This is a genomic window from Paenibacillus tengchongensis (assembly GCF_008973665.1).
Taxonomy (GTDB): Bacteria; Bacillota; Bacilli; order Paenibacillales; family Paenibacillaceae; genus Paenibacillus_AQ; species Paenibacillus_AQ tengchongensis.
In genome coordinates this window covers 314,656-337,442 of sequence record NZ_WACP01000001.1, presented here as the reverse complement: position 1 = coordinate 337,442, position 22,787 = coordinate 314,656, and the positions used below count along the sequence as shown (strand labels likewise).

General features: G+C 50.6%; 21 protein-coding genes, 5 tRNA genes and 5 pseudogenes. 23 read left to right on the top strand and 8 right to left on the bottom strand.

All coding sequences use genetic code 11. The features are described from left to right. Positions 1-335 precede the first annotated feature (335 nt). Together F1381_RS01330 and F1381_RS01325 are read right to left on the bottom strand one after the other, a co-directional pair. Positions 336-2,111 carry an ABC transporter ATP-binding protein gene (locus F1381_RS01330; protein WP_151733021.1) on the bottom strand — a complete coding sequence of 592 codons (1,776 nt, stop codon included), beginning with the start codon at positions 2,109-2,111 and terminating at the stop codon, positions 336-338. Beyond that, complete coding sequence (locus F1381_RS01325; RefSeq protein WP_151733020.1) at positions 2,104-3,873, bottom strand: ABC transporter ATP-binding protein; 1,770 nt, start codon at positions 3,871-3,873, stop codon at positions 2,104-2,106. The genes F1381_RS01330 and F1381_RS01325 overlap by 8 nt, the downstream gene beginning before the upstream one ends. 331 nt (positions 3,874-4,204) lie before the next feature. On the opposite strand from F1381_RS01325, the gene F1381_RS01320 reads away from it, so the two are divergent. The 10 genes from F1381_RS01320 to F1381_RS01275 all read left to right on the top strand — a co-directional run bounded on the left by F1381_RS01320 (position 4,205) and on the right by F1381_RS01275 (position 11,107). Beyond that, a tRNA-Asn gene (locus F1381_RS01320) sits at positions 4,205-4,280 on the top strand. A gap of 6 nt (positions 4,281-4,286) precedes the next feature. Beyond that, positions 4,287-4,375: transfer RNA gene (locus F1381_RS01315), tRNA-Ser, on the top strand. Positions 4,376-4,868: 493 nt separating this feature from the next. Then, on the top strand, positions 4,869-5,771 hold the full coding sequence (locus F1381_RS01310; RefSeq protein ID WP_151733308.1) for a branched-chain amino acid ABC transporter permease: 903 nt from the start codon (positions 4,869-4,871) through the stop codon (positions 5,769-5,771). 9 nt (positions 5,772-5,780) lie between these two features. Next, on the top strand, positions 5,781-6,758 hold the full coding sequence (locus F1381_RS01305) for a branched-chain amino acid ABC transporter permease (protein WP_151733019.1): 978 nt from the start codon (positions 5,781-5,783) through the stop codon (positions 6,756-6,758). Then, positions 6,727-7,509, top strand: coding sequence for an ABC transporter ATP-binding protein (locus F1381_RS01300; protein WP_151733018.1), 783 nt, complete (start codon positions 6,727-6,729; stop codon positions 7,507-7,509). Before F1381_RS01305 ends, F1381_RS01300 begins: the two co-directional genes overlap by 32 nt. Before the next feature lie 5 nt (positions 7,510-7,514). After that, entirely contained in the window at positions 7,515-8,219 is a 705-nt protein-coding gene (locus F1381_RS01295) for an ABC transporter ATP-binding protein (RefSeq protein ID WP_151733017.1), read from the top strand. 68 nt (positions 8,220-8,287) lie between these two features. Next, complete coding sequence (locus F1381_RS01290; RefSeq protein ID WP_151733016.1) at positions 8,288-9,481, top strand: ABC transporter substrate-binding protein; 1,194 nt, start codon at positions 8,288-8,290, stop codon at positions 9,479-9,481. A gap of 176 nt (positions 9,482-9,657) precedes the next feature. Beyond that, on the top strand, positions 9,658-10,794 hold the full coding sequence (ald, locus tag F1381_RS01285) for an alanine dehydrogenase (protein WP_151733015.1): 1,137 nt from the start codon (positions 9,658-9,660) through the stop codon (positions 10,792-10,794). Positions 10,795-10,946: 152 nt separating this feature from the next. Continuing rightward, positions 10,947-11,021 (top strand) — tRNA-Glu (locus F1381_RS01280). Positions 11,022-11,024: 3 nt separating this feature from the next. Beyond that, positions 11,025-11,107: transfer RNA gene (locus tag F1381_RS01275), tRNA-Leu, on the top strand. Between the two features lie 53 nt (positions 11,108-11,160). Here the strand turns inward: F1381_RS01275 and F1381_RS01270 are convergent. Together F1381_RS01270 and F1381_RS01265 are read right to left on the bottom strand one after the other, a co-directional pair. Continuing rightward, positions 11,161-11,808 (bottom strand): hypothetical protein, encoded by a 648-nt coding sequence (locus F1381_RS01270; protein ID WP_151733014.1) that lies wholly within the window; start codon positions 11,806-11,808, stop codon positions 11,161-11,163. 36 nt (positions 11,809-11,844) lie between these two features. Then, the gene (locus F1381_RS01265; RefSeq protein WP_151733013.1) at positions 11,845-12,042 is read right to left on the bottom strand and encodes an XRE family transcriptional regulator; all 198 of its coding nucleotides are present in this window, start codon (positions 12,040-12,042) and stop codon (positions 11,845-11,847) included. A gap of 145 nt (positions 12,043-12,187) precedes the next feature. Between F1381_RS01265 and F1381_RS01260 the strand changes: the two genes are divergently transcribed. From F1381_RS01260 to F1381_RS01220, 9 genes and pseudogenes are all read left to right on the top strand, one after another. Beyond that, entirely contained in the window at positions 12,188-12,556 is a 369-nt protein-coding gene (locus tag F1381_RS01260) for a helix-turn-helix domain-containing protein (protein ID WP_151733012.1), read from the top strand. A 79-nt stretch (positions 12,557-12,635) separates the two neighbouring features. Continuing rightward, a tRNA-Leu gene (locus F1381_RS01255) sits at positions 12,636-12,718 on the top strand. Between the two features lie 430 nt (positions 12,719-13,148). Further along, a pseudogene (locus F1381_RS01250) lies at positions 13,149-13,358 on the top strand (WCX domain-containing protein); the annotation flags it as partial. Between the two features lie 59 nt (positions 13,359-13,417). Continuing rightward, on the top strand, positions 13,418-13,642 hold the full coding sequence (locus tag F1381_RS01245; protein WP_151733010.1) for a hypothetical protein: 225 nt from the start codon (positions 13,418-13,420) through the stop codon (positions 13,640-13,642). Beyond that, on the top strand, positions 13,643-14,359 hold the full coding sequence (locus F1381_RS01240) for a transposase (RefSeq protein ID WP_151733009.1): 717 nt from the start codon (positions 13,643-13,645) through the stop codon (positions 14,357-14,359). A 220-nt stretch (positions 14,360-14,579) separates the two neighbouring features. Further along, positions 14,580-14,768 (top strand): annotated as a pseudogene (locus tag F1381_RS29195) (IS3 family transposase); the annotation flags it as partial. Next, positions 14,744-15,244: pseudogene (locus tag F1381_RS01230) on the top strand (IS3 family transposase); the annotation flags it as partial. The pseudogenes F1381_RS29195 and F1381_RS01230, both read left to right, overlap by 25 nt. 182 nt (positions 15,245-15,426) lie before the next feature. Next, the gene (locus F1381_RS01225; protein WP_151733007.1) at positions 15,427-15,867 is read left to right on the top strand and encodes a thioesterase II family protein; all 441 of its coding nucleotides are present in this window, start codon (positions 15,427-15,429) and stop codon (positions 15,865-15,867) included. Positions 15,868-16,208: 341 nt separating this feature from the next. Beyond that, a complete protein-coding gene (locus F1381_RS01220) occupies positions 16,209-16,433 on the top strand; it encodes a hypothetical protein (protein WP_151733006.1) in 225 nt (74 codons plus the stop codon). A gap of 121 nt (positions 16,434-16,554) precedes the next feature. On the opposite strand, the pseudogene F1381_RS01215 reads toward F1381_RS01220, so the two are convergent. Next, positions 16,555-17,705: pseudogene (locus tag F1381_RS01215) on the bottom strand (IS3 family transposase). A 69-nt stretch (positions 17,706-17,774) separates the two neighbouring features. On the opposite strand from F1381_RS01215, the pseudogene F1381_RS01205 reads away from it, so the two are divergent. After that, positions 17,775-18,176: pseudogene (locus F1381_RS01205) on the top strand (transposase); the annotation flags it as partial. A 290-nt stretch (positions 18,177-18,466) separates the two neighbouring features. Here F1381_RS01205 and F1381_RS01200 read toward each other — a convergent pair. The 3 genes from F1381_RS01200 to F1381_RS01190 form a co-directional block, all read right to left on the bottom strand. Next, positions 18,467-19,114: a GyrI-like domain-containing protein gene (locus tag F1381_RS01200; RefSeq protein ID WP_151733003.1), complete on the bottom strand. Its 648-nt coding sequence runs from the start codon at positions 19,112-19,114 to the stop codon at positions 18,467-18,469. Positions 19,115-19,189: 75 nt separating this feature from the next. Then, on the bottom strand, positions 19,190-20,476 hold the full coding sequence (locus F1381_RS01195) for a helix-turn-helix domain-containing protein (RefSeq protein WP_151733002.1): 1,287 nt from the start codon (positions 20,474-20,476) through the stop codon (positions 19,190-19,192). Positions 20,477-20,615: 139 nt separating this feature from the next. After that, on the bottom strand, positions 20,616-21,095 hold the full coding sequence (locus F1381_RS01190; protein WP_151733001.1) for a glutathione peroxidase: 480 nt from the start codon (positions 21,093-21,095) through the stop codon (positions 20,616-20,618). Positions 21,096-21,272: 177 nt separating this feature from the next. Here F1381_RS01190 and F1381_RS01185 point away from each other — a divergent pair, with 177 nt between their 5' ends. The 3 genes from F1381_RS01185 to F1381_RS01175 all read left to right on the top strand — a co-directional run bounded on the left by F1381_RS01185 (position 21,273) and on the right by F1381_RS01175 (position 22,679). After that, entirely contained in the window at positions 21,273-21,692 is a 420-nt protein-coding gene (locus tag F1381_RS01185; protein ID WP_151733000.1) for an organic hydroperoxide resistance protein, read from the top strand. A 189-nt stretch (positions 21,693-21,881) separates the two neighbouring features. Then, positions 21,882-22,160: a hypothetical protein gene (locus F1381_RS01180; protein WP_151732999.1), complete on the top strand. Its 279-nt coding sequence runs from the start codon at positions 21,882-21,884 to the stop codon at positions 22,158-22,160. A 102-nt stretch (positions 22,161-22,262) separates the two neighbouring features. Further along, entirely contained in the window at positions 22,263-22,679 is a 417-nt protein-coding gene (locus tag F1381_RS01175) for a thiol-disulfide oxidoreductase DCC family protein (protein ID WP_151732998.1), read from the top strand. Positions 22,680-22,787: the final 108 nt, after the last annotated feature.

Sequence of the window (22,787 nt, the reverse complement as noted above, 5' to 3'; positions counted from 1 at the left end):
ATGGCGATTTTCCACTTAGCTTAGAGGTTGCCAACCTGGCGCTCCCTCGGCGCACACAAAAAGCCCCCGGCCCAAGACCGGGGGCTAATTCCATATGAGGCTGCCGGTTTCACAAACGGCATGCCGGGCGCGGGAGAAGGGGCTGCGCTGCACCTTCTGCCTGGCAAGGGTGATGGCGGCCGACGCCTCCATCACCCGCTTGCCCGATCCTCTGCCCAGCCCCGCCAGATGGCTACGCCCATCACTTGCCCCGCCCCGCCAGATGGCTACGCCATCACCCGCCAGCCCGGCCGGATGGCCGATGCTCTTTTCTTGCCCGGCACCGGCAGAAGGGCTTACGCCTCCATCTTCTGCGCGGAGTGCAGGCGGTAGTACAGGCCGCGGCGGGCGATCAGCTCATCATGCGAGCCGGATTCGGCCACGCCTTTGTCCGCGATGTACATGATGCGGTCGCAGTTCTTCACCGTCGAGAGGCGGTGGGCAATGATGAACGAGGTGCGGCCTTTCAGCAGCTCGTTCAGGCCCTGCTGCAGCAGCCGCTCGGTCTTGGCGTCGATCGAGGAGGTGGCCTCGTCGAGAATCAGGATCCGCGGATCGGCGAGCAGCGTGCGGGCGAACGAGATCAGCTGCCGCTGTCCCTGGGACAGCTTCGAGCCGCGTTCATTGACTTCCGTCAAGTATCCTTCAGGGAACTCGCGGATGAACTCATCGGCGCAGACCGTCTTGGCGGCGGCGATAATCTCTTCCTCGGTGGCGTCAAGCCGCCCGTACCGGATATTGTCGAGGATCGTCCCGGAGAAAATAAAGCTGTCCTGCAGCATAATCCCCATCTGGCTGCGCAGCGAATCGAGCGTCACCTGGGAGATGTCATGCCCGTCGACTTCAATCTTTCCGCCGGTCAGATTATAGAAGCGGGAGATCAGGTTGACCACCGTCGTCTTCCCTGCACCTGTCGGACCGACCAAGGCGATACTCTCACCCGGTTTTACATCGAAGGAGAGGTTCTCCAGAATGTTAAGGCCCGGATCATAGGCGAAGGTTACATTGTCAAACGTCACCCGTCCGGCTACCTGCGGCAGCGCTTTGGCCCCCGGAACATCGCTGACGGTCACCGGTTCATCCAGCGTTTCAAAGATACGCTCCAGATAAGCCACGGCGTTGATGAAGCTGTTGTAGAGGTTCGACAGGTTGAGAATCGGCTGCCAGAAGCGGGCTGCGTAGCTGCTCATGGCCAGAATGACCCCGAAGGTCACATCTGCCGGACTCAGCGTCAGCAGGCCGACCAGATAAATCGCTGTCGTAACCATCGTCGCCAGGTTGTCGACGGTGAACGGTATCAGCGCATTGTAGCGCAGCGCCCGCATCCATTCCTTGCGGAAGTTGCCGGCCAGGCGGGTGAAGATGCCTTCATTGCGCGTCTCACGCGTAAAAATCTGCGTAACGCGGATCCCGCTGATGCTCTCCTGCATATAAGCGTTCAGGTTGGAGCTCTTGTTGGATACCGCCTGCCAGGCCCGGCGCTGTCTGGTCTTGATCAGCAGCATAACGCCGAGGAAGACCGGCAGTCCGGCCAGCGTGACCAGCGAGAGCTTCACATCGACAGCGAACATGAAGGCGGCAATGAAGATCAGGTTCACGATTTCCAGAATAAAGTTAATGATACCGTTCGAGAGCACATCCGATACCGAGTTGACGTAGTTGACGACACGGATCAGGATCTTGCCCTGCGGGCGGTCATCGTAATACTTGAACGGCAGACGCTGCAGATGCGTGAACAAGTCGGTACGGATGTCAAAAATAATATCCTGCCCGACCCGCGTCATAATCCGCGAGCGGATTGTTGCCAGAATGACGCTGACCACAATGGTGGCCAGCATCAGCAGCGACCAGCCGACCAGTGCTCCCCCGGCCTTGGCCGGAATGGTTACGTCGACGACATGCTGCATGATCAGCGGCGCCGACAGCGCTATCGCGGCTGACAGGGCGCTCAGCACAAAGGCGACAATCATCGGCTTCTTCTGACGCCTTATATAAACCATCGCGCGGCGGAAATGCTTGATGTCAAACGGTGATTCCAGATTCTCGTCAATGTCGAATCTATTTCTAGCCACGGGTGTTCACCCCTCTTCCAATCCCTTCGTTCTGCAGCATAAATACATCATAATAATAGCCGCGTTTAGCCAGCAGCTCGGTATGCGTGCCTTCTTCAATCAGCCGTCCGTTGTCCAGAATCAGGATGCGGTCGGCTTCGGCTGTGGTGGATACCCGCTGGGCGATAATGATCTTGGTGCACGGGAATTCCAGCTCGCGCAGACTCTTCTGGATATGCTCCTCGGTCTCCAGGTCGACGGCAGACGTGGTATCATCCAGAATCAGGATCGGCCGGCGCACCGCCAGCGCCCGGGCCAGGGCGATCCGCTGCTTCTGCCCGCCGGACAGACCGACGCCGCGTTCGCCGACGATCGTATCGTAGCTTTCCGGCATCTTGGTAATGAAGCTGTGGGCTGCAGCGAGCTCGGCGTAATGAACCGTATCCGCTTCCGGCAGCTCCGGATCACCGTAGGCGATGTTGCCGTCGATGGTGTCGGAGAAGAGCAGCACATCCTGGGTGGCGATGCCGATATTGCTGCGCAGCTCATCCAGCTCCAGCTTGCGGACATCATGGCCGTCCACGAGCACCCGACCCTTGGCGACATCATAGAAACGCGGAATCAGGTTGATGAGCGAGGTTTTGCCGGAGCCGGTAGAGCCCATGATGGCAACGGTTTCACCTGGTTCAATCGTGAAGCTTACATCGTCCAGGACCAGTTTGTTGTCATATTTGAAGCTGACATGATCGAATTCAATATGTCCGTCATAGCGGCGCTTGTCGACCGAGCTATGATTGTTAAGGATGCCGGGCCGGGAATAGTACACCTCGACGATTTTGGCCAAGCTGGCAAAAAACCGCTGAATATCATTTATAATAATCCCGATATTGCGCATCGGGTTCGCCAGACCCCAGATCAGGGAAGAGAAAGCGGCGAACTCCCCGAAGGTGATACGGCCGTTCATGACGAAGAATCCGCCCGCAATCATCAGAATCACGCTGAAGCCGTTTGCAAAGGTCTCAAGGTACGGAAAATAATCAAGCCAGACCAGCGCAGCGGTCTTATTGGCTTTGGAATATTCCACATTCTTATCGGTGAATTTCTCGATCTCGTAATCTTCACGGGCGAAAGCCTTGACCACCCGGTTGCCGGAGATGTTCTCCTGGGTGATGGTGTTAAGCTGGGACAGGCGTTCGCGCAGATCCACATACATCGGACGCACACGTTTGGCGAACAAATACGCTACTATAAATATAGGAGGCGAAAGAATCAGCAGCCAGAGCGTCAATTCTACATCAATAGTAAAGAAGTAAATGACCGCGGCCAGGAAAATCGTCAGCGATTCGATGATCGTCTTGATAATCCACGCCATGGAATGCCGCACCATATCAAGGTCGCCCGTCATTTTGGTCATCAGGTCGCCGGTACGGTTGCGGTCATAGTAACTCATATCCTGATTCTGAATCTTGTTGTACAGGAAAATACGGACCCGGTAGAGCATGTTTTGCGAAGAAATTTCATACTGCATTGTTGTCAGGTAAGCCAGACCTGTGCGCAGCAGCGAGAAGCCGACCATGGCCAGTGCGAGACCGATCAGCAGTCCCCGCTGGTTCGTCAAATTCTGTACCGCGTCATCGCCGGCAATGAACCTGTCGACGATCTGTTGGCTGATGTACGGATTGATGATGGTCATCGTACACCCGATGACGGAGAGGAACAACGCTGTGATATACCTCGTCCTGTCTCCCTCCAGATTGTGCCACAGCCATTTCAGTTGGAACATGTAATCACCTGTTTCTTTTTTTTGTCAAATTCCTGTTGAACAAACCTTCCCCTTATCCATCCAACAAAAAACTAAAGTGATTATAGCATGAATGCCGGGAACGATCTTTTGCGAAAATGTATCAGACTGAGCCCTTCATTCTGATATATTGGGAACAATGCCCCGAATCCTCGGTTATCCGTACAGATACATCAAATATTGCCTGATAGCTTAAGGTTTGCAGGGTGTCCGGCAATAAATCTGACATTCCTGTAAACGATGTCAAAAACAAAACATTCAGCTTGACTAGCTCCAAAATTCATGATAAATTATTTCTTGTTCATGTTAATGTTCCCTGATAGCTCAGTTGGTAGAGCACTCGACTGTTAATCGAGTTGTCACAGGTTCGAGTCCTGTTCGGGGAGCCATTTCTTGGAGAGATACCCAAGTGGCTATAAGGGGACCCTCTGCTAAGGGGTTAGACTGCGTAAGCGGTGCGAGGGTTCGAATCCCTCTCTCTCCGTTGATTTTAAACAAACATTAATGTACAGAAAGAGCTCCCGTGTGGGGGCTCTTTTTTTGTTGTTTTTTGATCACCGGGAATCGCAAACCATTTGGAAGACAGACGATCCGACAAAAAACCGCATATTCTGCTCCATTAATCCTTTAATAAATTGAAGGGATGCTGCTGTAAAGAGACAAATGTTATATTAATTACGGAAAAATCAAGTATTGTATTAGAAAAGGAAATATCTTTAAAATTGCTCATTCCCTTAATTCCTCTAATTCTCTCCGCATTTCTCCTTTTTTTCAGCCATTGCAGCAATATATCACATAAACACAACTTAACACGTAATGTTATCTGACTCCAAAAATCGAAATTTATTTTAAAACAGCCCAAAACTTAGTGACGAGGGGTAAGCCCTGTGTTAATATAAATAACATCTTACAGGAAAAAAGAGAAAGTAAGACAGAGAAAGGGGAATTATAACTATTATGGGGAAAAGGGGATGGCGATGGAGTACTTCATTCAGCAATTAATCAACGGGATTTCCGTGGGCAGCATTTACGCTCTGATCGCCCTGGGGTACACCATGGTTTACGGTATTATCAAGCTGATCAATTTCGCACATGGGGATGTGTTCATGGTCGGCTCGTTTATCGGATTGTACAGTGCCAGAAATTTGGCCAATGCTGGGCTGCCGCCGGTGCTGGTATTGCTTCTGTCACTGGTGATTTCGATGACGGTCAGTGCGCTGCTGGGCATTTCGATTGAGCGCCTGGCTTATAAGCCGCTGCGCAAGGCATCGCGTATCGCTGTTCTGATTACAGCAATCGGCGTTTCTTTTCTGCTGGAATATACGGGAGTAGCCATTGTCGGCCCGCAGGCCCAGGGGTTCCCCGAGATTCTGAACAAGAAGCAGTATACCTTGTTCGGTTCCATCCAAGTGGATTCCAATCAGATCATGATACTGGGCACAACGATCGTATTGATGATCATTCTGCAGTTTATCGTTCACCGCACCAAGATTGGCAAAGCGATGCGGGCGGTGTCCTATGATATGGAAGCGGCGCGTCTAATGGGGATTAACGTGGACCGTACCATCTCGGCTACCTTTGCCATCGGTTCCGCACTGGCTGCGGCTGCAGGCGTTATTTTTGGAATGACGTATAACTCGGTCGACCCGATGATGGGCGTCCTCCCGGGACTGAAGGCATTCGTTGCGGCGGTGCTTGGGGGCATCGGCAGTATACCTGGCGCCTTGGTGGGCGGCTTGCTGCTGGGTACCGTGGAGACCGAAGTCTCCTCGCTCGGTTACTCTTCCTGGCGTGACGGCGTGGCGTTTGCCGTGCTGATCCTCATCCTGATCTTCAAACCATCCGGACTGTTCGGCAAGAATGTCCGCGAGAAAGTGTAGGTGGGGCGGATGAAGAGGCTGAACCAGTTAAACAAACGGTTTTGGGGCGGAATTGTCCTTGCTTTGATCGTATATGCAGTAATTCAAATTCTCCTAACAACGGGAATATTTGATGATGTAACACGGTCTACGCTGTTTCTGATCTGTATTAATATCATGCTGGCCGTCTCGCTGAATCTGATTAATGGCATAACCGGGCAGTTCTCTATCGGTCATGCGGGGTTTATGTCGGTGGGGGCTTACGTGTCGGCGATTCTGACGCTGAATTTCGATGTTCCGTTTATTCCTGCCCTTATCATCGCCGGCATTGTTGCCGCGCTGTGCGGAATTCTGATCGGTATTCCGACGCTGCGGCTCAACGGGGATTATCTGGCGATTGCCACACTGGGCTTCGGTGAGATTATCCGCATCGTCATGCTGAATACAGAGTATGTAGGCGGCGCTTCGGGTCTGAGTGGCATTCCCAGCAAATCCACCTGGACGATCATGTTTGTGTTCACTCTGATTACGATTGTGATTATTACGAACTTCATCCGTTCCAGCCATGGCCGGGCTTGCATTGCCATCCGCGAGAACGAAATCGCTGCTGAAGCCATGGGCATTAACACAACGCTTTACAAGGTAATTGCCTTCTCGCTGGGCGCCCTCTTTGCCGGGATGGCCGGAGGTCTGTCTGCGCATACCTTCTATGTCATTAATCCGGGCAGCTTCAACTTCCTGAAATCCTTCGAGATTCTTGTTATGGTGGTTCTCGGCGGTCTGGGAAGCACCGCAGGCTCGGTAGTCGGCGCAATCGTATTGACCGTGCTGTTTACCGCGCTGCAGGACTTCCCGGAAGTCCGTATGATTTTGTACTCGGCCATCCTGATTCTGATGATGATCTTCCGTCCTAAGGGACTTCTTGGTTCAACCGGAATCTCGCTCAAGAAATTTGCCAAGAAGGAGGCGACGAAGCGTGACAGCATCTCCAGCGAAAGTGCTTCTTGACGTCAAGGAGGCCAGCCGTTCCTTTGGGGGACTGAAGGCGCTCAGCGAAGTTTCCCTTCATATTAATAAGGGCGAGCTCATCGGCCTGATCGGTCCGAACGGTGCCGGCAAGACGACGTTGTTCAACCTGCTCACGGGCGTATACCCTCCCTCCAGTGGAACGATCATTCTCAATGACCAGTCCGTAGGCGGTATGAAGCCTTACAAAATCAACCGGATGGGCGCAGCGCGCACCTTCCAGAATATCCGGCTGTTTACAGCCATGACGGTACTCGACAACGTTAAGATTGCCTATCACCAGCATGCCAAGCATTCCATGTTTACCTCGATGCTTCGTCTGCCCAAGCACTTTAAAGGCGAAGACGAAATTACGCGTCAAGCGATGGAAATGCTGAAGATTTTCAATCTGGCTGATCAGGCCCATGAATACGCCGGCAACATGAGCTACGGCAACCAGCGCCGTCTGGAAATTGCCCGCGCACTGGCGGCCGGACCCAAGCTGCTGCTGCTGGATGAGCCGGCGGCGGGGATGAACCCGAATGAAACCCGCGATCTGATGAATCTGATCGCCTGGATCCGCAAGGAATTCGATCTGACGATTCTGCTTATCGAGCATGATATGTCGCTGGTCATGGGGGTATGCGACCGGATTTATGTTCTGGACCGCGGCATGCTTATCGCTAACGGCACGCCTGTGGAAATCAGGAACAACCCGAAGGTCATCGAAGCATATCTCGGACAGGAGGCGTAGGAACTATGCTGTCAGTACAGGGAATCAATGTTTTTTACGGAGCGATCCACGCCTTGAAGGACTTGAGCATCACCGTAAACGAAGGCGAAATCGTCACTTTAATCGGGGCCAACGGTGCCGGCAAATCTACACTGCTTAAGACGCTGTCGGGGCTGCTGAAGCCGAAGACGGGAAGTGTTGATTTCCTAGGTAAGCCGATCGCAGGTCAAAGCGTGCAGGCCATTGTAAAGCAGGGGCTGATTCACTGCCCCGAGGGCCGTCGCGTCTTCGCCAACATGTCGGTGGAGGAGAATCTTGAACTTGGTGCCTACCTGCAGAATTCAGGCAGCCTGGCAGCTGATTTCGAAATGGTCTACAAGACCTTCCCGCGGCTGCTTGAGCGCAAGAAACAGCTGGCCGGAACATTGTCCGGCGGCGAGCAGCAGATGCTGGCCATGGGCCGGGCCCTGATGGGTCATCCCAAGCTGCTGCTGCTGGATGAGCCTTCCATGGGACTGGCTCCGCTTCTGGTGCAGGATATTTTCCGAATCATCCAGGAGGTCAATGCCGCGGGGACTACCGTGCTGCTGGTTGAGCAGAACGCCCACCAGGCGCTCAAAATCGCCCACCGGGCGTATGTGCTGGAAACCGGCAGAGTAGTGCTGGAAGGGGATGCCAAAGAATTGGCCGATTCCGAAGATATCAAATCCGCTTATCTCGGCGGGCATTAATGCTTGATCTATTGCTGCAGCATCAAAGAAATACGACATAAATATATTTTGTGGGAGGCTGGAAGAGGATGAAGAAAATCGGGGCCATTATTATGACAACACTGCTTGCGGGGTCTTTGCTGGCAGGCTGCGGCAACAACGCTGAGAACAATGCATCGGGGGGCAGCGGCAATTCAGGCGGTGACACGATCAAGATCGGGGCGGACCTGGAGCTTACGGGCGGTCAGGCCTCCTTCGGCGACTCCGCGCTCAAAGGCGCACAGCTGGCGGTCAAGGAAATCAACGATGCCGGCGGCGTACTCGGCAAGAAGCTGGAATTGATTGAAGCGGACAACGCCTCGAAGTCGGAGGAAGCTACCCGCGCAGCGCAAAAGCTGATTACTACGAACAAAGTGGTAGCGATCATCGGTTCCACCACGTCCACGAACACACTCGGCATCGTGCCGGTAGCCCAGGAAAAGGGTATTCCGCTGGTCAGCTCTTCGGCCACCAACCCGAAGGTTACGGTTGACGAACGTTCCGGTGAACTGAATGAATGGGTGTTCCGCGCTTCCTTCATCGACCCTTTTCAAGGGGAAGTTATGGCTAACTTTGCTACCGATACGCTGGGTGCCAAGACAGCAGTGATTTATACCGATACTTCAAGTGACTATTCCAAAGGTCTGCAGACGTTCTTTGAAGAAACCTTCACCAAGAACGGCGGCACGATCGTCAGCCAGGAATCCTACCAGCAGAAAGACTCCGACTTCAAAGCCGTGCTGACCCGCATTAAAGAAGCCAATCCGGATGTCATCTATCTGCCGGGTTATTATGAAGAAGTGGGCAAGATCATCAAGCAGGCCCGCGAAATGGGCATCACCGTTCCGTTCATGGGCGGCGACGGCTGGGATTCCCCGCAGCTGGCAGAAATCGCCGGCGCCGAAGCACTGGAGAATACCTTTATGTCCAACCACTACTCGCCGGAAGATACAGCGCCTGAAGTGAAGAGCTTTGTCGATGCATTCAAGGCGGCCAACAGTGATCTGGTGCCGGACGGTATGGCTGCACTCGGGTACGATGCTGTGAAGCTGATTGCCGATGCGATCACCCGCGCCGATTCCACTGAACCGGAGAAGCTGAGAGACGCTCTGGCCGCAACCAAGGACCTGCAGCTCGCTACCGGCAAGATTTCCATGAACGAAACCCATGACCCGGTAAAAGCGGCTGTCGTGCTGAAATTTGTGGACGGTAAACAAACTTTTGAAACCAAGGTTAATCCATAAAGCCATCAGGCATTTGGCCGCATAGAATAATGTGATCGATGGTTAGGCATCACCGGACTGTGTTTATTAAATCGGGGAGACCCAAGTCTCCTTTGCATTTATCTTCACGAGAAGAAAGGCTCTCTGCGGGCCTTTCTTTTCGCATCCCGGAATGATAAACAAGGAGGGACTGTCCTATGATTGTCGGCGTGCCCAAAGAGATCAAGAACAACGAGAATCGCGTAGCGATAACTCCGGCCGGGGTTGAAGCGCTGTGCAAAGCCGGGCATGAGGTTTATGTCCAGGCGGCAGCGGGAAGCGGGAGCGGCTTCGCGGACCGGGAATATGCAGAGAAGGGGGCTGTCATCCTCGGTTCGGCGGCAGAAGTGTGGAACAAAGCGGAAATGATCATTAAGGTAAAAGAGCCCCTTCCAGAGGAATATGTGTATTTCCGGAAGGAGCTGATTCTGTTCACCTATCTGCACCTGGCGCCGGAAGCGACGCTTACGAAAGCGCTGGTGGACAGCGGTGTGACCGCGGCCGGTTATGAGACCATCCAACTGGAGGACGGTTCGCTGCCGCTGCTTACCCCGATGAGCGAGGTGGCCGGCCGGATGGCGGTGCAGATCGGAGCGCAGCTGCTGGAGAAGCATAACGGCGGCAAAGGGATCCTGCTTAGCGGCGTGCCCGGTGTGCAGGCGGGAGAAGTAGTAATTGTAGGCGGGGGCGTCGTCGGCACCAATGCAGCGAAGATGGCGCTGGGACTGGGTGCCAGGGTGACGGTGCTCGACCTGAACGCGAACCGGCTGCGTGCGCTGGATGATATTTTTGGCGGGCGGATCAGCACGGTTATGTCCGATTCTTATCATCTGGAGCAGGCGGTCCGCAAGGCGGATCTGTTGATTGGCGCTGTACTTATTCCGGGGGCCCGCGCACCGAAGCTGGTAAAGGAATATATGGTGCAGCAGATGAGCGAAGGTTCTGTTATCGTCGATGTCGCCATTGACCAGGGCGGTTCCGTGGAGACGATCGACCGGATCACGACCCATGAGAACCCGACCTATGTGAAGCACGGCGTCATTCATTATGCCGTAGCGAATATGCCGGGAGCGGTGGCCCGCACATCCACGATGGCGCTGACCAATGCGACCTTGCCATATGCGCTGCAGATTGCCAGCGTGGGTATTAAGGAGGCGGCGATAAGCAATCCGGCGATTGCAAGCGGTCTGAATGTGGTTGCCGGTCAAGTGACCAATGAAGCGGTGGCGCGCAGCTTGGGATATAAGGCAGCCGATGCCCTGCAGATCCTTGGAGCCAAGAGAATGGCGGAATAAAGCTGATTTTAGAAGAGCTCGGAAGCTGCCCGGGGAAGCGGCATCGCATGTGCAGATGGGCTTCCCAAATTTTTTTTAAATTGACTCTTGCCAATCCTATGATAATTTGTTATACTCATTTTTGTTGTGACGAAGAAATAAATAAGAAGTATGGCCCGTTGGTCAAGGGGTTAAGACACCTCCCTTTCACGGAGGTAACATGGGTTCGAATCCCATACGGGTCACCATATGCGGTAGTGGTGGAATGGCAGACACGCTATCTTGAGGGGGTAGTGGGCGTACGCTCGTGGAGGTTCGAGTCCTCTCTACCGCATTCCAATGAAGAAGGACCTTTAGCGATAAGGGTCCTTTTTGTTATGCTGTCATTTACCGTGTTGCGGCGTCCTGCTTCGCAAATGCTCCGGCATACCGGGGGTATAGCTGGCGGATACAGTCCGGGCAGATGTCATGGGTGAATTGCAGGGAGAGCTCCTGCTGCAGGAAACGCTCCATGCTCAACCATTCCTCCCTGCGGTTCCGGATGGATTTACAGGAGGCACAGATCGGTACAAGAGTATTTCCCGTACTGCGGTAAGAGAAAACATTATGCGCAGCCTTCGGAAGTCTGACGTCGGAGGCCGGTCCTAAATCCTCCAGCGACAGCACGTAATTCCGCTCCTGGCGTGAGCCGCTGGTTCCATCAAGCAGCGGAAATGCCTCCAGACGGAAGAGCCGGTCGTTATGGATTTTGCGCTTTAGAATAAGCTGGGCGGTGGTAATCAGGTGCTCGCCCTGCAAAAGAGGCCGCAGCACATTGGCAAGGCCGTCAAGCTCCTCCGGGCAGGTGGTCCAGGCATGGAAAAACTCCGAATAATGGAGTCCAATCCATAGCTTGGAGGGCAGTCCATAGTCGCGGCTGCAATTCTGCAGGCTATCGCTGGCGAACAGGATAGATCCTGAACTGCCGATAACCAGTGCGTGATGCGGCAGCGTGTTGAGAGAACGGATAAGGGATGCAGAGATCGGAATTGGCAATGGTTATCGCTCCTTGGATCTTGCAGAATATAAAAGCTAAGATGGCGGAAGGTTGAGCAGATCTGAAACTTGCCGCCGGTAGCGTTCAGCCTTGCGGGTACCGTGAATCAGGTTGGAGAGCCGGTAAGGCGGGATTCCATACATTTCGCAGAATTTCTTCTGATCCAGCTGCATTTCGGTAAGCCGCTGTTTAATCGCCCAACCGTAAGGGGTTACAGGACGTTTACTGTTCAAAGCTTTCACCTCTTATCGACAATCCTGTCGTGTGGTATAATGAAATCTGTTAATAATCGCTAATTATATACTTTTTTACGTCATTTTACAATAAAAATTACTTAAATTAGTCATTTTATTCTTCTTATCGGAAGGCGGTTGGCCGATGTCGTCGATTTATGATCGGATAGAGTATCTTATTAAACAGAAAGGGCTGACCAAAAAGGCGTTTTGCGAGCAGCTTAACATCAGCACAGGAAATATGGGCGACTGGAAACGCGGCAAATCAACGCCAGGTACGCATAAGCTGATTGAGATCGGCGCCTTTTTTCATGTCAGTCTCGATTGGCTGATACTAGGCAAAAGCCCGGCTGAAGTGGTCCGTGAGAACGGCGGGGAGTATTTTTCTGCGCCAATGCGGCAACTGAATGGCCACACGGAAGAGTTGCTGCCGGAGGAAGTGAAATATATCGAGGAATACATTGAATTTGCCCGCTACCGCAGAATGAAGGATAAGGATACAAGTTCTGAATAAAGGACTTTACTTTTCAATATGACAGGGTTATAATATTGAATGTTGCCCTCAAATGATGAATGTTATCAATTTTAAATGTGCGGTAGTGGTGGAATGGCAGACACGCTATCTTGAGGGGGTAGTGGGCGTACGCTCGTGGAGGTTCGAGTCCTCTCTACCGCATAACATGTAAAAAGGAAAAAACCTTGATGATTCAAGGTTTTTTTTCTTTTATTATTTACACCAATGAATCGACATCTGCATTCTGGTTTACCTTTGTTGACGAATTGTTGACGGATAATACCGAATAGATAGGTCATAACAGTGCATAATCAATTAAACTTTACATAACCTGGAGGATTCAGGTTTTTTTTAATTTTGGCACAAGAAAAAATCCGGCTTAATCAAGTATTCCAAAGGATACATGTCTTTGCGGGCTGATAGTAATCCTTTGAATAAGGCGATGGGCTGCATCTCCGAGTCATTTGAATAGTCGAACCCGAGATCATCAGCTTGTTTGAGCTGCACAATTACAAATGCCTCTTTTGTATTGGTCAATTTATAAAGGACATTCTCAGGATGGAGGACATTCTCCAAATATGCTGAGGTTGCCAGGTACATTAGGGAGGAAGAATTGTTCGTTCATCCGCGTATGACAGACAACAAAGACGGCAGTATGATTTTTGAGGTGACTGTAAATAACGAAAAAGAGTTTATCCGCTGGATTCTGCAGTACGGGCCAGCCGCTGAAATATTAGAGCCAGCTTCTGTGCGTGAAACATTTAAGAGTCAATTAGCTCAGTGGACCGAAATGTATAAATAAACTAAGCAGGAACTGATCATAATTACTCGAAATATACAAGGCAGGAAGGATGTGGTCTCTTGAACCATAATTGGTTTGCGGATTTGTATGAAATATGCAATAACGATCCCTTTCGTAGAAAGATCCTCCTTGTGGATCATTATAATCAGGGTGAGCAGTGGCTAAAGTTCTCTTCTGTGGAGAAAGAAATGCTGAAACGCATCGCTGGAGATAGACTGTTCATTCTTCCGCAAACTGAAGCTTTCCCTTCATCCCTGCAGAATGGTGATCATGTTGCTATTTAGTTGTACCATGCCACAGGAATCTTAGCTGAGGTTCGTGAAGCATTCCGACGTATCTGCAATCAAGTTGATTCTTTCGATCAAGCAGAAATCGTTGTTTCTAATTATGAGGCTTATTGTTCAACTATATATACGCTCAGCCAAGCGCTCGATATTCCTTGTACATTTTCCCAAAGTCTGCCCATCACTTATACAAAGGTCGGAAAGGCTGCGCTGGTTTATCTCGAATGGCTGGAATGCAACTACGATGTAGAGTGCCTACTTAAGGCTCTTCGGCACGATTATATATCATTTCATCATATTGGAGAATCCGTGGATCAGGCTGATTTCATCCTTGCGGAGCAAAGCGGAATTGGTTGGGGAAGACAATGGTATTCCATGTTAGAGGCCGCAGATAATGCTGAGTTAAAGGGACGACACGCTGAAGCGATCGGGTTGTTAAACCGGGCGTTTAAAGGATTGTTTCAACGTCAGACGGTGCAACATATTAAGAAAAGCGGCCAAACGGTGGCGGAAGTCGCCCGAGAGCTGAAGATCAACGACAATACCGTGTATGGTTGGGTCAAGAAGTTTGGGACAGATTCGGAAGTCATTGCGGCCCAGGTGTTTAAGTCCGACGAGCATCAGGTACGAGAATTGCAGAAGCGGATTCGTGAACTACAAGAGGAGAATGAAATCTTAAAAAAAGCGATGCACTACTTCGCGAAAGACCGTCGGTAAAGTGTTCGTTCATTCATGAACACCGCTTCGAGTACCGATTGGAGAAGTTGTGCACTATCCTGAAAGTCTCTCGTAGCGGGTACTACAAATGGCGGTGCAGACCGGAAAGTGAACGAGAAAAACATCACCGGGAGATGACGGAGCACGTCCGTAAGGCCTACGAAGAGTCCAGAAGGCTTTACGGGAGCCCAGAAGGCTTTACGGGAGCCCGAAACTCACAAGGCAGTTGAATCGTCAAGGGATTCAGATCTCCGAACGCACGGTCGGTCGAATCATGAAAAAAGAAGGCTTACGCTCACGTACCGTAAAGAAGTACAAGGCGACTACCAACTCCAAGCATGCGCTTCCGGTTCAAGACAATGTGCTCAACCGCGAGTTTCAAGCCACGAAGCCGGGGGGGAATGGGTAACGGACATCACCTATGTCTGGACTGTGGAAGGATGGTTGTATCTGGCGAGTGTCATGGACCTATACTCTCGTAGAATTGTCGGTTGGCAAATGGGTGAGCGGATGACCAAGGAACTCGTGATTGGGGCCCTTCAGCAGGCCTATGGCCAAGGGCGTCCAGACCCTGGATTACTTCACCATTCCGATCGGGGAAGCCAATACGCCTCTCACGATTACCAGAAACAGCTGTTAACATATGAGATGATCGGAAGCATGAGCCGAAAGGGGAATTGCTACGATAATGCCTGCATCGAGTCGTTCCATAGTGTCCTCAAGAAGGAACTGATTTACCTGAACCACTATGAAACGAGGGAACAAGCGAAGCAGAGTATTTTCGAGTACATTGAGTTCTTCTACAACGTTCGGCGTATCTATTCCTCCATTGATTACCATACCCCCATGGAGTATGAACTGCTTTACCTAAATCAGGCTGCTTAAAATCTGTGTCTACTATCTTGACAGAGGTCCAGATGACGATATTATGTCAATGTTAGACAATGTGGAAAAAGGGAATGCATCTTCTTTCGATGAAGCGATAAAAGTAGTTAAAAATAACAAATGATACATGTTTATATCATCATATCTAGCATTGTCGAAGTGAAGAAAGGGGTTATTGATAGATGGGCAAAAGCATTAAACTATTTTGCATACCTTATTCAGGGGGGTCCGCCGAAGTATATCGTAAATGGAGCAAATCTTTATATAGTGATATACAACTATTCCCTGTTGAATTGCCTGGCCGTGGTAAGAGGATATTTGAGCCCCTTAAGGACCACATAGATACTATTGTTGAGGATATCGCTGCAACGATAGCAAGCAATGTTGCTCCGAACGATGATTATGCGATATATGGACATAGTTTAGCTTCATTACTAACGTTTGAAACATATTACAAGTTAATCGACAACGGTGTTCATACACCACAGCATATTTTTTTTAGCGGTCGTAACGCACCGCAAAATATGCATAATAAAACTTCAATTCATAGATTACCAGACGAACAATTTTTACATGCGGTTATGAGTTATGGTGGCAATACGCATGAAATAGCTGAAAATTAAGAGTTGCTTAAATTATTCTTACCAATATTACGCGCTGATTTTAAGATATCAGAAACTTATTGTCATCAAGAGAAAAAAGATAAGATTGCAGTTATTAATGATCACAACGACCATAGTGCTATAATGTATGACATGTCCGAATGGAAATATCGCAGGAAGGGAGGTGAGTTTTCATACAATAGATGGTGGACACTTTTTTATTACAGAGAATTATGGACCTGTTGTGGATATTATCAATCAAGCGTTGATTAAATCGGAAAAAATTTTAGAAAGACAATGATAGATTGTTATCTTGTTAATTAATCATCAAATATCTTAATCGGAAAAGAGGTTTTGAAACAATGAATAGCAATATTATTTGGGGGATAGTATTACTAGCGCTGAGTTTGTTTCTTATGCCAGTATTGATCATTGTGGGGTTGGATGAAAAGCTGTTCGGATTGTATTGGCAAGGTGAAACTGTGTTTACATTAAGCCCATTATTAGTTCGGATTATTCTAGCAGGAATAGGGGGTTTAATGATAATCATCGGCAGAATACAAGTTACAAAGCAGAAGAATAAATAGTTGAAAGGATAGAGAGCCATTATGAGAAAATTCGTTCCAAGCAAGAAACATGAAGAAGACTTGTCTTCCTATTGGACATATTTACTTGATGGACCTCTGTCAAGATAGTAGACACAGATTTTTAAGCAGTCTGGTTTAGATAAATCAGTTCATACTCCATGGGGGTATGGTAATGAATGGAGGAATGGATACGCCGAGTGTTGTAAAAGAATTCAATGTACTCGAAAATACTCTGCGTCGTCTGTTCTCTCGTATCATAGCGGTTCAGGTAAATCAGTTCCTTCTTGAGAACACTATGGAACGACTCGATGCAGGCATTATCGTAGCAATTCCCCTTTCGGCTCATGCTTCCAATCATCTCATAGGTTAACAACTGTTTCTGGTAATCGCGAGAGGCATACTGGCTTCCGCGATCCGAATGATGCAGTAATCCAGGATCTGGACACTGCCGGCCATAGGCTTGCTGCAAGGCCCCAATCACAAGTTCCTTGGTCATCCGCTCACCCATCTGCCAACCGACAATTCTGCGAGAGTACAGATCCATAACGCTCGCCAGATACAACCATCCTTCTGCAGTCCAGATATAGGTAATGTCGGTTACCCATTTCTCGCCTGGCTTTGTGGCTTGAAACTCGCGGTTAAGCACATTGTCTTGAACAGGAAGCGCATGCTTAGAGTTGGTGGTCGCCTTATACTTCTTTACGGTACGTGAACGTAAGCCTTGTTTCTTCATGATCCGGCCGACCGTGCGTTCAGAGATCTGGACCCCTTGACGGTTCAACTGCTTTGTAAGCTTAGGACTCCCGTAAAGTTGCCTGGACTCCTCATAGGCCTTCCGAACGTGCTCTGTCATCTCTCGGTGATGCTTTGCTCGTTCACTTTCTGGTCTGCACCGCCATTTATAGTATCCGCTACGAGAAACGCTCAGGACACTGCACAACTTCTCCAATCGGTACTCGAAGCGGTGTTCATGGATGAACGAATACTTTACCGATGGTCTTTCGCGAAGTAATGCATCGCTTTTTTTAAGATTTCATTCTCCTCTTGTAGTTCACGGATCCGCTTCTGCATTTCCCGCACCTGATGCTCGTCGGACTTAAACACCTGAGCCGCAATGACTTCTGGATTTGTTCCATACTTCTTGACCCAACCATACACAATATTGTCGTTGATCTTCAACTCTCGAGCGAACTCCGCCACCGTTTGACCACTTTCCTTAATATGTTGTACCGTCTGACGCTTGAAGGCTTCGTCAGACACAGGTTTTTTCATTTGACACACACTCCTTTTATATGACTGCTCCTTTCAGTATATTCTGTGTCTACTATTCAGTCTAACTTCAGAACCCTGTATTTCCGCAAAGAAAGCAAGGAAACGATGGAAAGCGGATATTTCATTCACAAGCGTCATTACCGAAGTCCAAGCTGCGTAGGCTGCCCATTCAAGGAACGGTGCACGAAGGCAGTGGGAGACCGGGAAATCGTCGTGAGCCTGGAACGTTTACGGTACCAAAAGCAAGCCAAGGAACTCCTTCGAAGCGAGGAAGGGTACGCCTTGGCGGTGCGACGGATGACGGAGTCGGAAAGTGTATTTGGGCAAGTGAAGAACAACCGGGGCTTCCGGCGGTTTCTGCTTCGAGGGATGGAGAAAGTCACCTTAGAGGTCGGATGGCTTTCCCTTGCCCACAATCTTACAAAACAAGCTGCAGTAGAGCAAAAACGCCGAGCAGTCATTCTCCAATGACAGGAGAATGACTGCTCGGCTATTTTTTGCGACCCATTTTTTCTCAATGAACTGTCTTAGGTAGAATGAAAACTACTTTTGGGACAGCCTCTTTTTCATAATTAATCGGAATAGATCAAAACAGGCCCACTACTTTGAGGGGGGAGTGGGCGTATGCTCGTGGAGGTTCGAGTCCTCTCTACCGCATAACTGTAGATTTTGAAAGAGACCCTTGCATAGCAGGGGTCTTTTACTTTTTTGGATATAGTAAAGCCGCCCTCATCATGGAGAGCGGCTTTATTGCATATTTATTATTTTTTCACAACCGGTACGCATAGATGCGCTCGGAATCGTTCGTCATCCGGACCGGATTCCTCGGTGAAGTTGATGAAGAACACCCCGGCCTCATTGAAGCGATACTCGGAAGCCGGGAACCATTCCTGCTGGATATAGTTCCAGGTGTTAAAGTAGGCCTCGCCGGGCGTGCCCTTAGCAATGAAGACAGCGTATTGGGAGGAGGGGAAAATCCGGCTCATCAAGGCTTCCGGAACGGTAGAGAAGTCGTCGACTTCTACAGCCAGGAAGAAATTGCAGTTCCAGGCGATTGCCTCCCAGAGACGGGGAACCTCGCGGCATCCCTGAAAGATGCCCAAATAACAGCCGCTGGCCTGGACCTTGCCGGGGATGGAGTCAAATTTGCCGTCGATATCGAAGTCCCCGAAGACATGGCTCCACAGATCGGGGTAGGGCTCTCCGGCAGCGTCGGCATTTAGCCATCCTATGGTATGCAGCTCCGGGAGATGAAGGATATAAGGCGATTCACCGCTGATGGAATCAGTCCGGGGGGTATCTTTGCCCTGCAGCTGCTGACGAATCAGTTCAATCACCCGCGGTCGCAGTTTGGGCGAGAAGCTTCCAGGAATATGTACGGGGTCTATTTTCCGCAAAGGCTCAGTCATTAGTAGTGTCCTCCTTAATTGGAATAACTGTCAGCTTCATTATAGTGAGGATCAATGAAAAATGTTTGTCCGTTCTTAACCATTTGCCTCGGCGACGGGAATACAGATTAACATTCCGGTCTCTTCACAGCTTGAATTGAGGGTATAAAGGGCAAAGGGCAGGCCGGTCTGAGTATAAGGACTCTCCTGCCGCAGCCAGCGCAGCATGGTCTCCGCCAGCCTTGAGAAGTCACCGTAGCTTTCAGCCGGCATTACAGCATAAAGACCTTCAGGCAGATGTTCAATAGACAGGCCGTTATCAAGAGCCGGGCAATCACCATTAGGCGGAAGGGCGGCGCCGCAGCGGTAAGTATCTTCACCGGTCTGGATATAAAAAAGCTGAGGTGCACCTGCGCCGGCTTTCCCGATCCATTTCAGCAGCCGCTCGGCGGCTCTTTCCTCGGCGCCCGCACCGGCTGCGCAGGAGATGATGTAGCGCTGTTCCGCCAATGTTGAAATGGTAATCAGGGCCGGGCTTTGTTTCTTGACAATGGGCAGACAGAGACGAAGCCCCTTTACCTTCCCCGCTGCATTCAGCAGAAATTCCTCACGGCAGTGCGTACCTGACAGGGAGAACATGCTGGCAGCCAGCCAGCCGCTGCAAAGCTCATCCCAGGCCCCGTTGGTATCGCTGTTCCAAGGAACGCTGAGCATAGCAAACTCGCCGCCGGTAAGCTCTCCGGAGACGATGGAATGGAAATGGGCTTCTGCCATAGAGCTGCGCCAATATTCGTGATTTTCACTGTGAATAAACAGGGTGTAGGAAGCAGGATGGGGTAGAGTATCTTGCAGGCTGGTAATACCGAAGATCCGGTAACGGTAGCCAGAACTCTGGGCATGCAGGATCGCCGGCAGCAGCGCGTGAATCGCCTGCTGCTCCATATCGGCTGAAACGGCCGGAAAATAAATGCCGCTTACACCGCTGAGCGTCCGCTGAGCCAGGACCTTAACCCGGCTTGATGCCGTCGGCACGGTTAGCGTGAGCGGCGGAAACGTGAAGAATACCGGATGGCGTCTGTACTCCATGGGGGGGAGGCCGACAATTTTTTTAAACACCTTGGAGAAGGAGGGTAAGGAGTCAAAGCCGCTCCTCAAGGCAATTTCAGTCATGCTCAGCCCGCTGTTCTTGATTTGGGTGCAGGCGCTGCTGACCCGCCTTTTGCGGATGTAATCTTTGACGCTGTGTCCCGATACCCGGTAAACCTCCCGGTACAGCTGCATCAGGGAGATGTGCCCGCTGCCGGCAAGCTCGTCCAGCCGGATCGTCTCATATAAATGCTCCTCGATGTAATCAAAAGCCCGACGGAGGTAATCCTCCTCCATAGCTGTATCCCCTCCAGAAATTTCCTTGCGTGACTAATGCTATTCTACGCAGACTGCTCAATTCCTTGTAACAAGCCAAAAAAACTCCCCTGGTCCGGTGCTTACGCCGAATGGGGAGCTCAGGTGAAAGTCTTCATTTTTAGTCCAGCAGCTTGTCAATCTCGGACTCAATCTGCTCAGGGGTTGTTTGCGGAGCAAAACGTTTCAGGACGCGGCCGTTCTGGTCGACCAGAAACTTGGTGAAATTCCACTTTACGCTCTTCGAGCCCAGTACGCCCGGCGCTTCACGGGTCAGGTACTTGAACAGCGGGTGGGCGTTATCCCCTTTGACATCCACCTTGTCGTACATGGGAAAGCTTACCCCGTAATTAAGCTCACAGAATTCGGCAATCTCTTCGCTGTCACCGGGCTCTTGTCCGGCGAACTGGTTGCTGGGAAAGCCCAGCACTTCGAATCCGCGGTCCTTGAATTTATTGTAGACTTCCTGGAGACCCTTGTATTGTGGCGTAAAACCGCACTTGCTGGCTGTATTGACAACGAGCAGCACCTTGCCTTTGTACTTGGACAGGGATTCTTGCTCGCCGCGCAATGTTGTAGCCTCAAAATCATATACGCTCATAAGAATAATACCTCCCGATCTTAGATTTAACACAATTTAATTTTACACTATTAATATCGGGATGCAAGCCACAACCTTGTCAAAAGGTAAAACTTGGTGCAATCCGTTTCAAATGCTGCGGTTGGTTTAAAACAAGGGTGTATGTCTAAAACTCAGCTAATAAAGGAGAGATCGACGATGAATGCATTATATACAGCTTCGGCTACAGTACACGGTGGACGGGAAGGCCGAGTGGAATCCTCGGATGGCGTGCTTAAGCATGATTTGAAGATGCCTAAAGAGCTGGGCGGCCCGGGTGGCGCTGGCACAAATCCCGAGCAGCTGTTTGCAGCCGGTTATGGAGCTTGCTATGAAAGTGCGCTGGCGAACATCGCCCGTAAAGAAAAGGTAACACTGCAGGACGTGGAAGTGGTCACCAATGTGATGATTGGTAAGGATGAGAGCGACGGGGGATTTAAGCTGGCTGTGCGGCTGGATATCAAGCTGCCGGGAATAGACAAGGCGCAGGCGCAGGAGCTGGCGGAGAAAGCCCATGCTTTCTGCCCGTATTCCAAAGCTACCCGTGGGAATATTGAAGTGGAGCTTAATGTTCTCTAAAGGACAGCCAAGCTGATGAAATCCTGAGAAAGATGGCGAATTTAAGGCAGAATCCGGAGGAAAAGCATGAAACGGCTGGAATACGGCGGCTTTGGTTGACATCACCCCCGAAATTCTTTAATATGTCTAAGTGTCTCTTGTGCCGTGAATGCTTTTAATTATAAAAATTTAAATAAATGGGTGATGAAGATGTCTTACAGACCGCAAATTACGAATGTGACCAAAGCCAGCAGCAATGATAAGGAAGGGTTGTACGAATTCATTATCAAGCTTGCGGATGGAACGCAGTGCCGCGCGTTCTACAACCGTTTTCCGGAATGGAAGATGACCAACATCAGCCGACTGCTTAAGACTCCGTGCCCTGTATGCCGCAAGGATTTCATCTGCAGATGCATGGAAGCCTTCACGCCTGAATTCGAAGGACAAATGATCGGAGAACAATGGATTGATAAGGCAATTGCCGAATAATTCGGACGATAGAGGATAAATGCGCGGGAGCCATCCCGCGTTTTTGTTTTTTAACGGGCTTTGGGACATACTGTACCGGAGGGTATGGAAGGAGGGATCGGCATGAAAAAAAACATCCGCGATGTAGACCATATGATTGTGCTGATCGATGGTGTGTGCCATCTGTGCCAGGCCATTGTCCGGTTCATTATTCCCCGCGATCCGCACGGGCATATCCGCTTTGCCTCCTTGCAGAGTGAATCCGGGCGTAGCTTCCTGAAAGCGGGCGGATTATCCGAAAGTGAGCTCAGCACGGTGGTTGTGGTGGAAAATGGCCGATACTATACGGAGTCGGCTGCAGCGCTGCGGATTGCCCGCAGGCTCCGGCCGCCCTGGCCGCTGGCTTATCTGCTGGCAGCGGTGCCCGCACCGCTGCGTGATGCCGTGTACAGACTTGTCGCCAAGAACAGATACCGCTGGTTTGGCCGGGATGAGCAGTGCCTGGTGCCGACAGCGGAGATCAGGCAGAGGTTTCTGTGAGAAAAAAACTATTGCTGAGAGCTTATATATATGCTACTATTGCTGTAAATTATAGGAACAACGACGGAAGCACCGTCCGATAGCCGTAAAACCGGTTATTGGCGGTGC